The following is a 13,454-nucleotide window of genomic DNA, read 5'->3' as shown; positions in this document are numbered from 1 at the left end:
ACGCGCCGCCGCCCCCTGTTCTGTCGCAGCGAAGGCTGATCGATCTCACCGAAGCTTGACCGCTACCCAGCGGCAGGGGGCTGTGAGGAGAGCGTTTCACGCCCTGGCATGATCACCCCGTTGAGGATGCTGCGCAGGGGGGACTGTGCCGCACCGCACCAGTGATCGCCGCCGCCTGGCAGGGCTCCTTCTGCTGGCGTGGTGCGCCGGGTTCCTGTCCGCGCTGGGTATGGGCATCGTGCGGGATATGGCATCGGCCATCGTCGTCAGCGGGGGAGGCATCGCCGGCCTGATCTTCTTGATCGCCGTTGGCCTCGGATGTGCGCTGCAGGTGGGCGCCTTCTTTACGATGCGGGCGGTGGTACGGCGCAGCCGTGGTGCGCGGGAGGGAAGCGGCTGGGCCACCGTGAGGGTGCTCGCGCTGGGCGGGATCGGGGTGGTGGCGCTGAACCTGGTCCTGGTCGCGGGGCCCTTCCTGCCGCCGTTCGGCCCGGTCTCGACCGTGCTGCTGTGTCTGCCCTACCCGCTCGCGTTCGCTTTGTTGGCGGTCCGCGACCGCGCAGTGGCCGTCGGCGTTATGGCGTTCCTGCTTGGCGGGGGCGTGATACCGGTGCATACGCCCTCCAGGAACACCTCGCCGCCCGCGCCTGGCTGAGCCTGCGTCCCGGGCTGGACCGCACACACCTTGAGGCGGTCGACTGGCCCGGCAGCTCGCCGTCCACCGCGACGCTGACGCCCTGCACCAGTTGGCGGTGATGCGGGAGGAGGCCGGGGATCGGGAGGGCGCCGAGTCCCTGGCTCGGCAGGCCGCCGACCATGGCAACACCCACCGCGAGTACAACCAGTTGAGGCCGTGGCAGTTGCTCCACGTGCTGTGGCCGAACGGCTTGGACTCGGACGGTACGCCGACACCCCCATGGCAACCGTTGGAGCCCTCCCCGCCGTAGGGCCGTTGCCGTACATGCGGCCGGCCCCCTCAACGTTGGTTGAGGGGGCCGGTGTGTTGGTAGCGGGGGCGGGATTTGAACCACGCGACCTCTGGGTTATGAGCCCAGCGAGCTACCGAGCTGCTCCACCCCGCGTCGGTATGCCCAGCCTACGGTACGAGGACCGGCCGGGCAGGGATTTACCGGCGGGTTCCAGAAGGAGGTGCGCGCGAGGCTCCGGCAGGGAATCGAACCCCTCGGTGCACCGGAGGCCCGTGCGTTGGCGGGACGTAGAAGGGAGATCCGACCGGGCCTCAACTCAACTCCGCTGGTGCGCGGAGCCTCGCGCAGGACCACGTGCCCGTGCCCGGCCCCGATAGTGCAACGGCGTTCTCGTGTCGGTTCGAGAACACCACGAGGGGCGCGGCACCCACCTTGTCGGATGGCAGCAAGGAGTTCAGTAGCCGAGCCTCTGACCTGGGCACTGAACTCTTGAGACCGTGTCCTACGTGGTGCGGCGGAGGAGTCGCTTGTAGCAGCAGAGGGCTGCGGCAAGTCCGAGAAATGCTAGGTAGTTGCGGGGATTGTGTTCGTAGCGGGGGCTGAGTCTGCGGTAGCCCGACAGCCACGACATCGTGCGCTCGATCCCCCATCTGTGGCGGCCCGATCGCTCGCTGGACTCGATGCCCCTGCGTGCGATCCGTACTCCGATGCGCTTGCCACGTAACCATTTCCGCAGATCAGCATGGTCGTAGGCCTTGTCTGCGTGCAGGCGCTGGGGCTTGAAGTACCGGCCGCGATCGGGGTCGTGTCTCGTTCGGTGGCCCTCGACCATGGGCTTCAGCCCTTCGCTGTCGTGCGTGTTGCCAGCCGAGAGCCGACGAGGAGGGGCAGTCCGTTCGCGTCCGACAGGACGTGCATCTTGGAACCCGGCTTGCCGCGGTCCACGGGGCTCGGACCTGTGTGTTCGCCCCTTTTATAGCGCGGATGTGGGCGGTGTCCAGGACGACGCGGGCGGTCCGTCGTTTGCCGGTGGTGGCCCGGGCTATCTGGTGCTCCGGCCCGTTCTCGCTGGTCTGGTCCTTGGGCGGTGGTAAGCCAAGTAAGGCGCGTCACCCGAGCGATCGATGCGGACCTTCCGCCCGATCAGCTGTCCCAGGCCGTCCCCGAGCCCTGCCTGCCAGCAGTTGTCCCGACGCGCCTGGGCCTGGTCGCCGAGTTGGATCACTTGTTCAGGTGGCCGGAGTCGTGGCACAGCCGGTCCGCTTGTTTGAAACGGCAGGGCGACTGTGTACACGCAAGGGCTGGCGATCTTCGCGAGCGCGTACACGATCTTGACCGCCAGGCACGGCGGGGCGGCAAGGGGTGTGCTGCTGTGCTGACACCCGTCGGCCAGCCCTGGCGGCGGCGAAGGTGCGCCCCCGCAGGTGTCCCGGCGCTCGGATACGCCGAAGCCGGAGCACCTGCGGCCAGAACGAGGGACGCGGCAGCCAGTACGGCAGCGTGAAGGTGTCGATTCATGATCGGCCCAACTGCGGTCCTGCGGAAGGGGCACGCCCCTACGCGGAAGGCCATCTGACAGGCGAGGGCGATCGCCGCAGATTCTCACCCCTTTAGAGGTGAGAACTGCCAGGGGTGCCGCCCGGACGCATCGTGGCTCTGTTCACGAGTTTCGACATCGATTGTTCACCATCTCGGGAGGCAGCCGGACCGGCCCTGGGCCGATGTCCACGAGAACGGGAGGCACTTCGTGGACCCTTCCGCCGACCGGGTGGAGGTAGGCGCCGGCTGGGCCGCGCGTCGACGCCAGCGCGCCCCGTAGGGTGGTCTGATGTTCGATCGTTTGGAGATCAAGGTGTTGCCGCCGGGCCCCCGGTTCCCTGCCCAGTTGCGGTTCTGGGTCAACGGCGAGGACGTGGTCGAGGAAGCGGTCCGCGAAGGCGGCCGCGGACCGTACGCGGCTGATGTGCTGCCGGCCGACGGTCCCAGCCCTCTACGGGCGACTGACGAAGCGCGCCGCCTTGAGCTGGGGGAACCCGACTGCACCGGTGGCTGCTGCGGCTTCCTGACCGTGGTCGTGCAGCGGTTCGGGGGGATCGTGCAGTGGTCGGACTGGGAGGCTCCGGGGGCGGCGCACACCTCCGTGCCCCACCCACCGCCGGAGCTCCACTTCGACGCGAGTCAGTACGACGCCGAAGTGGCTCGCGCTGAGGCGGACCGCGGTTGGCAGATGCATCCGTAGCCCAGCCCGGCGCACCCCTGCCCGGCTGTCGCCGCTTCCCGGCCCCGCGTCCCTGGTCAACGGGGACCTCCCAGCGACCCGGGTGCTGTCGAAACTCGTGAACATTCCAGCCAGGCCGCAAGCGCCAACCGCCTCCCGAACCGACGTAGAAGTGCTGCCCGTTCTCGTGAACAGAGCCACGCATCGTGCGGCGGCACGCGAGATGACCCCGCCCTGGCGGTTACACCAGCTCCAGGACGAGCTTGCCGACGTTCTCCCCGCGGAAGAGCATTTGCAGCGTCTCGGGGAAGTCGTCCACGCTTCCCTTCACCACGTGCTCCTTGACCTTGATGCGGCCGGCGCCGATCAGCTCCGAGATCTCCTGTGCCGCTTGCGCGTAGCGCTGGGCGTAGTCGAAGACGACGAAGCCCTCCATGCGGGCGCGGCGTACCAGCAGGGACAGGTAGTTGGAGGGTCCCGCGGGCGGCGTGGTGTTGTTGTACTGGCTGATCGCGCCGCAGATCACGACGCGCGCATGCATCGCCAGCCGGGTCAGGGCGGCGTCGAGGATGTCGCCTCCGACATTGTCGAAATAGACGTCGATGCCGTCGGGGGCATGCTCGCGCAGCGCCTTCCTGACGTCTTCAGCGCGGTAGTCGATCGCTGCATCGAATCCGAGTTCGCCGGTGAGCATGGCGCACTTCTCCGGGCCTCCGGCGATGCCCACGACCCGGCAGCCCCGGGCCTTCGCGATCTGGCCGGCGATGGTGCCCACCGCTCCGGCCGCCCCTGACACCACGACGGTCTCCCCGTCCTTCAGCGCCCCGACGTCCAGCAGGCCGAAATACGCGGTCATGCCGGGCATGCCCAGTGCGCCGAGATACGTCGAGGCCGGGGCGAGGGAGGTGTCGACCTTCAGGGCGCCCTTGCCGTCGGAGACCACGTGCTCCTGGACACCGAACACGCCGGTCACGTGATCACCCGGCTGGAAGCCGGGATGGTTGGACGCGGTGACCTCGATGATCGTTCCGGCACGCATCACGTCGCCGATGCCCACCGGAGGCAGGTAGGAAGGGCGGTCGTCCAGCCAGCCCCGCATGGCCGGGTCCAGGGAGATGGCGAGCGTCCGGCCCGCGAACTGACCCGGGCCCGGGTCCTCGACGGTCTCCGAACAGTGCTGCCAGTCCTCTGGTTTCACATCTCCAACGGGGCGGGCTGCAAGGCGGATCTGACGGTTGGTCGCAGACATCACGTCTCCTGTTGTTGACGGCCTGAGCTGTAACATACCGGCCAGTAGGTATGCAGTGCTGCGTGACCTTCACCACGACCACGCTACTCGCGGTCGGGCCGCCCGTCCGTCTCCGCGATCCACCAGCAGGGGCACCAGGGTCCCGCGTTATCTGGTGCCCGAAGAGATTCGCACAGGTCGCACAGCCGGTCCGACGTCAGGCAAGTTTGACAAGTCGGAAACGGTTCGGCCGAACCGTTTCCGGGTCTGTCGTTCGAGATTCGACAATGTGTCTACGGAGCGGTTCGGTCGAAACGCTTCCTGGACGCTCGTTCGATCGCGACGGGCAAGGGGGCTCGGTCACCGTCAGCACCCCGACGACCTGCCGCTCGGCCCCCGCATACGCCGACGCCACCGGCTCACCCGCGATCGACCGGCCAGTCTCAACCGCGTCCCCGGCTTCTGCGGGGTCATCTCCGTCAGCACTTCGGCGACCGTCTCCCGCGCGATCCGTAGCCGTTCCAGCCCCTCCCGGGCCGCACTCAGCCGCCCGGACACTTCTGCGAACTCGGCTTCCAGCACCTCCACCCGCGTCCGGGCAGCCGCCTCGCGGGCTTCCAACTCCTCGAACAGCGAGCCCATCCACCGCCCCTCTCCTGCCACCACGGTAGAGATGAGCAGACCAGCGCGAGAGTGGCTGTCCAAGAGGTCGCCAGCTACGGGCGGATGACGATGGTGCTGAGCGTGCCGTTACCCCAGACCGTGGTGCACATCATCATCCGGCCGTCCAGGGATGCCATCGTGAACTCCGGAACGAAACGATCAGTGAAGAGGGTCACGAAACCGCTCCGCAGCAGGTTCACTCGCGGCCGCTGCAGGCGGCCCGCGGGGTCGTACCTGCCGAGTAGCAGCGTGCGCGACATGGCCAAAGTGCCGGTGACGGCGCCGACGATCGCCTCGCTCGTCTCGCGCAGCTACTGGTGAAGTAGCAGTATTCCGACGCTGCGCTATTCATGGTCGTTCCTGGCTTCGTGTGCCGCGCTCCCGGGCTGGATGTGATCTCGTCCGGCACATGCGGGGCCGGAGCCGGATCACCGGGGCGCCTTGAGGTAGAAGCAAATCGACTGAAACGGGCTGAGGTTCGATGCACCTGTCGTTCGAAGTGCGTAGAGCGCATACGCCTCAGCGAAACCAGCCGGGACAAACGAAGGCTTCGGACGGGCGAAGCAACCGGGGTCGCCAACCGACTGCCTCGCCGGCCGCCGGCCCGCCTGCTCACTCCGGCGGGCCGGTCGCCGGAGCGTGGTGGCGCGCGATCAGGGCCCGGTCTTCCGCCGATATGAGGGCGTGCACCAAGGGTCGGTGGGCTGCCAGCGCATGGGACAGTGCATCGAAGACGGTCGCTGGCAATGGTTGTGCCCTCTCGCTGTCACCGAACATGAGCTGGATGAGCTGTGCCAGAAACAGCAGAACGTCGTCGTGTGCGTCGCAGGGGACTCGTCCCCTGTCCTGGCCGAAGGCCGTGAGAAGGGCGTGCACGGCCGACACCAGGTGGGGGTGGCGCATGTCCATCAGCAGCCGCGTTCCCTGGAGCGCCCGGTCGTAGAGATCGCCGAGTTCCCTGTCGCTCATGGTCGTGCGATCGGCCAGCAGCAGTTCGAGCAGGTCGTGGGCGAGCGATGAGGCCGGAGCTCCGTCGACCGGACTGAACAAGGTCACGGCCTGGCCGAGCCACCGAAATACCGGGTCCAGGGCATGCCGCATCACCGAGTCATTGGTTCCGCCGGACACGGCCGTTTTGTGCCACAGCTCGTCCCAGTACGATCGTGACCAGCCTGGGCCTCCGCTGCCTCGCGGGTAGCGGAAGTGCCAGTTCATGTCGAGGGGCTGTGGTGGGGTACCTGGCTCGGAGCGAAGCGATATCTCCAGGGCCCGACCCTCGCCGTCCCACGTGTGATGCACGTCGAGGGACAGAGCGAAGTCCGTCCATTGGCTCTCGTTCATCGCCGAGCGCCACAGCAGGCAGTGCCGGTGCCAGGCACCCGGCGGGTCCGCGGAGCCCGGGAACAGCTCGGCGGCGGAGCAGCGCTCGGTGAGTAGCACCGTCAGGAGCACGAGGTTGGAACCGTAGAGGCCGTGGCGTGTCGTCGTGCGCAGCAGGGCGGGCCGGTAGGCCGGGTGCTGGTCACCGGTGCGCGTCGTGTGCTGGGTCAGAACCTGGATGAGGGTCCGAGTCAGCCGGCGCCGTTCCGTCATGGACAGCCTGCCGGTCAGCGACCGTGCGAAGCGCAGCATCTGCCGGGACGCCAGGGAGGTGTAGGAAAGCAGTGCGTAGGCGAGGTCGTCGTCGATGCGGGTGGCCCCGAGAGAGAGCGCGGGGCGGGGTGCGAGCAGGTCGGTGAGCAGGTGCAGGGTGAGGCGTACGGCCAGATATTCGCCGAAGGTCGCGTGCAGGAACTCGTAGGTGGCGAGTACCTGGCCGTCCCGCACTGACTGGGCTCGCTGGACGAAGAAGAAGCGGCCGAGCGCCGTTTCGGCGGCGGTGAGCGGGGTGCGGAATCCCGGTGGCCGCACCGGCTGCCTGCCCAGTACGGCGGTGAGGTCCTGCCCGAGTTCGTCGGCCGACACCCACTGGCGACCCCGGTTCAGCTGGGCGAAGGCCACGAGCGACAGGCGCTGCAGTTCCTGCTCGACAAGGGCGGCCGTGTCCTCGTCGGAGACGGCGTGGAGTGTCGTCTTGCCGACCTCGCGCCGGGCGAAGGAGGACAGCAGCTGCTCGTACAACTCGGTGACGTCGAAGTCGTCGTCGGCGCGCCGCAGAGCACCCTCGGCAGCGTCGTACAGCGCGAGCATCGTCAACAGCAGAGGCTGAGAGGCGAGTTCGGCGTGCCGTTCGAGGTGCTGCCAAGTGAGCGGGCCGCGGCCGTGCGCCGAGAGTCCGGCCATGTTGGCCTCGTTCCACACGGCCAGCCACGTCGTGATCTGCTCGGCGCGGAAGGGCTCCAGGCGCAGGACGACCATGCCGGTGGGGTATCGGGCGCGGTCGGCCACGGAAGTCCGGCTCGTCACCAAGGCCAGCACGGGCCGCCCCTGATCCGCCTCACGCCGCTGAAACTGGGACACGCGCTCCAGGAAGTTGGTTTGGTGGACGCCGGTCGTCTGCAGCAACTCGTCGAAGCCGTCCAGGAGTAGAACAGGAGTACTGCCACCTGCCGCGCGCACCAGTTCCGGCCAGCTGACCCGTTCGCCGGTGGAGGCGCGGATCGCCTGTTCGATCTGGTCCTGCAGTTCGTCCTCCACCCGGACGTCCCGCAGCGGCACGCGCACGGGGAGAAAACCGACGGAGGGGAGCCGTGCGGCGAGCACCCGGGTGAGGACGGATTTGCCGGCACCGGGCTGGCCCAGGATCAGCAGGGGTGCCTCGGCGAGCTGAGGAGAGGTGAGGGCCCCGGCCAGGTAGCGGGTGAGGTCTCGGCGGAGGGGCAGTCGCCCCCACCACTCGTGGTCGGCCGGTGCGGCCTGCCCGGAAACGGCACTGACGCGGAAGTCCGGGTCGAGGTAGAGGTCCTGAAGGGTGGGAATCCTAATGCCGTCTGGCGCCGAGGCGGCGTCCAGCACAGGGTGAGCCAGCGCCGCCTGGTGAGCGCGCGCCAGCGCGGAGGCCACGTCGACCGGCGGGCGCAGCGCCTCGGTGGTGCGGGTGAGGAGAGTCTCGATCCCGGACAGGGCACGGCCGACGTCTGTGTGGATCGCCTGCTGCGCCACATGTGTGACCCAGAAACCGAATTCGGGAGCCTCCTTGGCGAGCTCGACGTACAGGCTCTGGTACCGGTCATGCGCCGCGCGCGGCAGGTCATCCATGAGAGCCGCATGGGCCCGAAGGCGCCGCAACGCGTCCATGTGCTCCCAAAGAGCAAGGCCTTCGAGGAAGGCGTAGAACCTGCGGGCGTAGTCCGCGTAACTCGCGAGCAGCATCGCGGTGAGCGCCGAAGCCGGTATGTGCGGTGCCGGGCAGGGCAGGTCCGTGGCGAGCAGCAGCGACACCAGGTCCGGCGTCTGCGGGGTCGAGCCCGATTCGGTCCGGGCGAGGGCGAGTTGCTCGTCCCGAGTCAACCGCACCTCGGCGAGGGTGAACGGAAGCTCCAACTCCTCCATCGCCTCGAAGAAGGCCACCACGACGATGACCGTGTGCGCCGCGCGCAGCATATCGGTCCGCTCCGCACGCCCCTGGGTACGGTCCAGACGGGCGCCGACGCCGCGGATCGCGTCGCGTCCGAGGCCGAGGAGGCGTCCGTTGGCGTCGGCCATGCCGATCACCGTGCCGCTGACCCCGGCGGTCGCCAGATTCAACGCCCCACCGAGCGCCCGGTCTAACGCCGCCAGCCGCGGCGGCTCGGCACCGAGAAGCACCAGAGCGTCGGCGAACGCCAGGAGTCTGCGTGCCACCATGTCCCTCACTCCCGCATCTCTACAGGCCCGACCGAGGCCGACGCTACCGCGCGCTGGTAGTCCCGTCGGTATGATTCGAAGGACGCGGAGGACCGCGAAGCGGGGTGATCAGCATTGGCCGCGGCGGCGTCCATGGGATGCGGTGCCATCGGCAAGCGCGTCACCCTGGTCCGCCCGACCGCCGCAGGACACGAAAACACCGTCAACCGGGTCGAACGAGCCATCCGCATCGCCCTCCTGAACTAACCGACCGGCCCCCGACGCCAGAGCCCCGGGCACCCGCGCGAAAGACACGGCCCGGGGTACCCCGGCCGACGAGCGCAAAGAGCACCGCTCGCCGTGCCCCCTACAGGGCCAGGTGAGCGGCGCCAGGGCGACGCCACGTGACGCTTGTTCATGTTCCCGGACGACCTCGACTCGGGGGCGCTCCTTCAACTCCTTTCAGCCACGTGCCGCGCCGAGCGAGCCGGTACTGCAGCCGTTCGAACACCAGCCGGCTCTCGGCGCCCCACACGATGAGCTCGCCGTCCAACGCCGTCATCTGCGGCAGCTGTCCCGCCCCGGCCACAATCTCCGGGAACGCCGACCCCATCTCGGTGCCACGCCTGGAGCGCAACTCCACCCGGCCCGCATCGACGCAGACCAGCGCTCGGAAGCCGTCGTTCTCCAGACTTCGAGTGTGTCTCATGGGACATCGGCTCGCGTCTGTGCCCCCGGAAAAGATCAAGCCCCGCAGGGGCCGCTCATGCCAGGATGCCGGGCATGTCTGGTCGCGCGCTGAGTTTCGGAGTGGTGGCGGAAGCATACGAACGGTTCCGGCCGGGGTATCCCGTGGAGCTGTTCGACATGGTGATGGCCTATGCGGGCCACCCGGTTCGGACCGCCCTCGAGATCGGCGCCGGGACAGGCAAGGCAACCCGCCTGTTCGCTCAACGAGGGGTCATGGTCACCGCGACTGATCCTGACGGGGCCATGCTCGCCGAACTGCGCAAGCACGTGCCGACGAGCGTCAGAACGGTGCAAGCCGCGTTCGAGGACTTGCGACCGGGCGAACGGTATGGACTGGTCCATGCGGCAGCAGCGCTGCATTGGACGAACCCGGAGGGCCGGTGGTCGCGCTGCTGGAACCGGGTGGCGTATTCGCCTCATGCGGCGGGCCATTTCAACTGGCTGACCCGGCTGTGGAGGAAGCTGTCCGCGCGGCGCGAGCACCATTCTTGGAGAATGACGAGATTCCGTCGCCTGACGGGACGCCTCCGGATCATGAGATGCAGTGGCCGGGTACGGAGCTGCAACACTCTGAGTGGTTCACCGGCGTTCAGCAGTCCGTGATCGAACGGCGTGTGACGATGAGCGCTCGCGACTACGTTGGTCATCTCTCCACCATCTCGGCTTATCTCGTCTTGCCGACCGCGGAGCGAGAGCAGGTATTCAGCCAGATCATGCAGGTACTGCCGGACAGAGTCGAGATGGCTGCCGACATCACCGTCCATCTCGCGCGTCGGCGCCACGGTGTGAGCCCTCACCGAATCTGATCCATGCTGAGCGGCGCTGAACTGCGGTGGATCAGATTCGGTGAGACATGAGGTAGCCGACCATATGTCAATGAAGTTGATCCGCCTCTGGTCAGACGGAAACAAGGCCTCAGCGGCGGTCAGAGACGCGCCGAGCACCGTTGCGGATGGCCGGCACGGTCAAGCCTGTTCCGGCCATCCGCCATACGGGTCCAGACGCCGGCGCGGCGGCCTCGCGGTCGTAGTCGGTGAGGTCTTTTGGCCGGCGGCCCGGGGCCTCCTGGACGTGGATCTTTACCTCGCCGTCGACCGGCGGCCTCTCGCCAACCAGTGTGCCGGTGTCGGCCTCGGGCACGCCCCGGGAGCTTCGTGACTGCTTCAACCGTTGGCGGATGCGTTGCCGTGTCCAGAGCGCCGATGCCGTGGGCACGATCGCGGGGCGTTCATCGCGGCCGGTGGCTCAGGAACCAGCCACGTTTGTGGGCGCGGTCCAGCCGGTAGCTCGGATCCACTCGACCAGGTCCAGGGTGGCCGGCTCGATCGAGCGCACCACCGCGAGGTCCGAAGGGTATTCCGCCGCCTCCGCGAACTGGCGGAACATCACCTTGTCGAGGTCGTTGGGAAGCACGCTCAACGGGAGGGCCTCGTACCGTGCCGGGAGCCCGGCGCGCGCGCCGAACGCCGCGGCGATCTGGGGGCCCGTCAGCTCGTCGCCGACGAGCTCGACGGCTCCGCCGGGCGCCTCCGCGGTGTCGAGCAGGAGAGCGGCGGCGACCCGGCCGATGTCCCTGACCGAGATCATCTTCAGGGCGACGTCCTCCGGCAGCGGCAGCCTCAGCACGATCTCCCCATGCTCCAGGCTCGGTGCCATCACGCTCGCGAAGTTCTCCATGAAGGCGGTCGGGCGAACCATCGTGGCCCTCAGGCCGGACTTCCCCAGGTGCTCCTCGATCCAGTGCTTCGAGTCGTGGTGCGGCACACCCGACTCCCGGTCCGCTCCGAAGACCGAGTTGAACACGACGTGCGGGACGCCCGCCTCGACCGCCGCGTCGACGAGCGCGGTACCGATGCGGATCTCCGCCTCGACCTCTTCGAGGCTGTTCGCCTCCGGGGTCATGAAGTAGAACCCCTCGACCGTCGCCAGCGCGGCGGCCAGCGACGCCGGGTCGTCGGCCCGGATGGCCGCCAGCTCGACGCCGCGGGCGGCCAGCGCCTGAGCCCGGTCGGACTGCGGGTTGCGGACCAAAGCCCGCACCCGCGCCTTGTGGTCCAGCAGCGCGTCGACCACCGCCCCGCCCTGTTGCCCCGTCGCGCCTAAGACTGCGATCGTGCCGGTCGTCTGTGTGCTCATCGCTGCCACCCTTCACTAGTTCATGGCATGAACGAAATTAGTTCACGGCATGAACTGCGTCAAGGTGCGGGTGCAGCGGGACCTCACGGTGTGATGGGCTGGTTCGAGGTGGGCGAAGAGAGGTCCGAGGTGTCCACGATGGCGGTGGCCACGCGCTCGAAGTCGCGCTGGTCGTCGGCGTCGAGGTTCCTCGCGATCTCGGGCAGGCGCCTGGCGACCTCGGCGTAAACGGCCTCGGCGAGCACCTTCCCCGTGGGCGTCGCACTGAGCATGACGACCCGTCGGTCCTGCGCCGAGCTTGCCCGGCCGACCAACTCGCGCCGCGCGGTGCGATCGACCAGCTGGCTCAATGCGTTCTTGGTCATACCCAACGCCGCGGCGAGGTCAGCCATCTGCCGCGGCTCGTGCCTCACTGCGCAGAGCAGCGTGGCCTGCGAGGGGGTCAGGTCGAACTCGGCGCAGACCTGCGCGTACTTGCGTTGAATCACAACCGAGAGCCAGAAGAGCTTGTCGCCATAGTCCACGCCGGCCTCCCCCGTCCGATGACGAACGATCAGCCTACTCGTCGCGGGCCGGCAGACCACGCCACTCACCAGGAGGTGCACACCTCTGCGAGACCCGCCCGGCACTCCCACCCCAACCACTTCGATCGACTCACCCTGTCCCTTCACCCTCAGGTGGCCGGCCTTCCAGACCTTCCGCCGGTCGGTGAAGAACAGTTGCACGTGACCCCACAGACATGCGTCACCACTTCTGGCAGCGCAGTCTTTCGGTGCCGGTCGGAGGTGTGCCGGGAGATGCCGCGATGTCACTCGGATGAGACAACTTCAAGTGTCCGGAGAACCGTCCCACTTCGGCTCGGCGGCCCACCCGGGCTGCTGGTCGAGCCCGGGTATGGGTGCGGTCAGCATCAGCTCTGGCAGCGTCCACGTCACCAGACGTGCTTTCCACCAGGCGCCCTGGTCCGTGCTGGGGCCGCCAGGGTGACGGGTGATCAAGCGACCGTGCCGGTCGGGTCCGGATGGGCTGGCGGTCAGTCATGACGGGGAGCTCCGTCGTCGCCATGACGGCCGTCACCTTGGCGATCAGTCGCGGCTGTTACTCACTTTCGGATGATGGCCCGGTCGATCCCGACATTGTGTGGAGTGGTGATCGAACCGTCTTGCTCAGTGCTCGCGCGGGTTCACGGCCTGGTGGGGCGTCGGCTGCGGGTACGGGCAACATACGTGGATGATGCATCTAAGAGTCACGGAGGCTGGTCGTGGTCACGGACGACGATCCCGGGCCGCGGCTCTGCCGTGGCTGCGGTGGCCCATTGATGCCGACGGTGAAGGCGGCGGCGGTGTTCTGCACGTCGGTGTGCCGTTTGCGGCACTGGCGGCGGATGCGGCGGGTAGGCGCGAGGGCCCAAGCGGTGCAAGGTGCCAGGGCGGCCACCTGCCCGGGTGTGGGGTGTTCTGGACCGTTGGCGTCGCCGGCGACGGCAGCGCTCAGGGCGGGTGTGAGGGCGGTTTCGGGGGCGGTACGGTGCGTGGCCCGCAAATCGCTTCGTGCGACGTGACGTGGTGCGCGGTACAGCGTGATGCGGTGCTGTGCCCTGTGCGTCCTGTCCAGGTGATGGTGCGGGCCCGAGCACAGGGCGGCCGGGCGGGCCGCACCGCTGACGTAGGCTCAGCCGGTATCCGCCTCGTAGAGAGTCCGCCCGGGTGACCGTCGTCGTAGCGCCGCCACGTCCTGTCGGTGGGCTGCTGCATGTCCAGCAGCT

The 13,454-nt window shown here is 68.2% G+C and carries 11 protein-coding genes, 1 tRNA gene and 2 pseudogenes; 4 read left to right on the top strand and 10 right to left on the bottom strand.

Annotation, left to right across the window (positions count from 1 at the left end; all coding sequences use genetic code 11):
- Positions 1 to 145 precede the first annotated feature (145 nt).
- Complete coding sequence (locus FNH09_RS37935; RefSeq protein WP_152894420.1) at positions 146 to 655, top strand: hypothetical protein; 510 nt, start codon at positions 146 to 148, stop codon at positions 653 to 655.
- A 349-nt stretch (positions 656 to 1,004) separates the two neighbouring features.
- On the opposite strand, the gene FNH09_RS37930 is transcribed toward FNH09_RS37935, so the two are convergent.
- Together FNH09_RS37930 and FNH09_RS37925 are read right to left on the bottom strand one after the other, a co-directional pair.
- Positions 1,005 to 1,082, bottom strand: a tRNA-Met gene (locus FNH09_RS37930).
- A 349-nt stretch (positions 1,083 to 1,431) separates the two neighbouring features.
- Positions 1,432 to 1,942, bottom strand: a pseudogene (locus tag FNH09_RS37925) (IS5 family transposase); the annotation flags it as partial.
- Positions 1,943 to 2,757: 815 nt separating this feature from the next.
- Between FNH09_RS37925 and FNH09_RS37920 the strand changes: the two are divergent.
- Positions 2,758 to 3,168 (top strand): hypothetical protein, encoded by a 411-nt coding sequence (locus FNH09_RS37920; RefSeq protein ID WP_152894419.1) that lies wholly within the window; start codon positions 2,758 to 2,760, stop codon positions 3,166 to 3,168.
- A 220-nt stretch (positions 3,169 to 3,388) separates the two neighbouring features.
- Here the strand turns inward: FNH09_RS37920 and FNH09_RS37915 are convergent, their stop codons facing one another.
- From FNH09_RS37915 to FNH09_RS37900, 5 genes are all read right to left on the bottom strand, one after another.
- Positions 3,389 to 4,396, bottom strand: coding sequence for an NADP-dependent oxidoreductase (locus FNH09_RS37915; protein WP_152894418.1), 1,008 nt, complete (start codon positions 4,394 to 4,396; stop codon positions 3,389 to 3,391).
- 345 nt (positions 4,397 to 4,741) lie between these two features.
- Positions 4,742 to 5,017, bottom strand: coding sequence for a hypothetical protein (locus tag FNH09_RS37910; RefSeq protein ID WP_152894417.1), 276 nt, complete (start codon positions 5,015 to 5,017; stop codon positions 4,742 to 4,744).
- A 74-nt stretch (positions 5,018 to 5,091) separates the two neighbouring features.
- A complete protein-coding gene (locus FNH09_RS49155; RefSeq protein WP_162469706.1) occupies positions 5,092 to 5,298 on the bottom strand; it encodes a hypothetical protein in 207 nt (68 codons plus the stop codon).
- A 352-nt stretch (positions 5,299 to 5,650) separates the two neighbouring features.
- Entirely contained in the window at positions 5,651 to 8,824 is a 3,174-nt protein-coding gene (locus FNH09_RS37905) for an NACHT domain-containing protein (protein ID WP_152894416.1), read from the bottom strand.
- Positions 8,825 to 9,218: 394 nt separating this feature from the next.
- Positions 9,219 to 9,512, bottom strand: a complete 294-nt coding sequence (locus tag FNH09_RS37900) for an ATP-dependent DNA ligase (protein ID WP_152894415.1) — start codon at positions 9,510 to 9,512, stop codon at positions 9,219 to 9,221.
- Positions 9,513 to 9,577: 65 nt separating this feature from the next.
- Here FNH09_RS37900 and FNH09_RS49965 point away from each other — a divergent pair.
- Both FNH09_RS49965 and FNH09_RS49145 read left to right on the top strand, forming a co-directional pair.
- Positions 9,578 to 9,889, top strand: a pseudogene (locus FNH09_RS49965) (class I SAM-dependent methyltransferase); the annotation flags it as partial.
- Positions 9,890 to 9,933: 44 nt separating this feature from the next.
- Positions 9,934 to 10,359 carry a hypothetical protein gene (locus tag FNH09_RS49145; RefSeq protein WP_238427345.1) on the top strand — a complete coding sequence of 142 codons (426 nt, stop codon included), beginning with the start codon at positions 9,934 to 9,936 and terminating at the stop codon, positions 10,357 to 10,359.
- A 109-nt stretch (positions 10,360 to 10,468) separates the two neighbouring features.
- On the opposite strand, the gene FNH09_RS37890 is transcribed toward FNH09_RS49145, so the two are convergent.
- The 3 genes from FNH09_RS37890 to FNH09_RS37880 form a co-directional block, all read right to left on the bottom strand.
- Positions 10,469 to 10,693, bottom strand: a complete 225-nt coding sequence (locus FNH09_RS37890) for a hypothetical protein (RefSeq protein WP_152894414.1) — start codon at positions 10,691 to 10,693, stop codon at positions 10,469 to 10,471.
- Positions 10,694 to 10,798: 105 nt separating this feature from the next.
- Positions 10,799 to 11,689: an NmrA/HSCARG family protein gene (locus tag FNH09_RS37885; RefSeq protein ID WP_152894413.1), complete on the bottom strand. Its 891-nt coding sequence runs from the start codon at positions 11,687 to 11,689 to the stop codon at positions 10,799 to 10,801.
- An 83-nt stretch (positions 11,690 to 11,772) separates the two neighbouring features.
- On the bottom strand, positions 11,773 to 12,213 hold the full coding sequence (locus FNH09_RS37880; RefSeq protein ID WP_162469707.1) for a MarR family transcriptional regulator: 441 nt from the start codon (positions 12,211 to 12,213) through the stop codon (positions 11,773 to 11,775).
- Positions 12,214 to 13,454: the final 1,241 nt, after the last annotated feature.

Origin of the sequence: Streptomyces adustus (assembly GCF_009377175.1) — a bacterium.
Lineage (GTDB): Bacteria > Actinomycetota > Actinomycetes > Streptomycetales > Streptomycetaceae > Streptomyces > Streptomyces adustus.
This window is presented reverse-complemented; position numbering and strand designations above follow the sequence as displayed.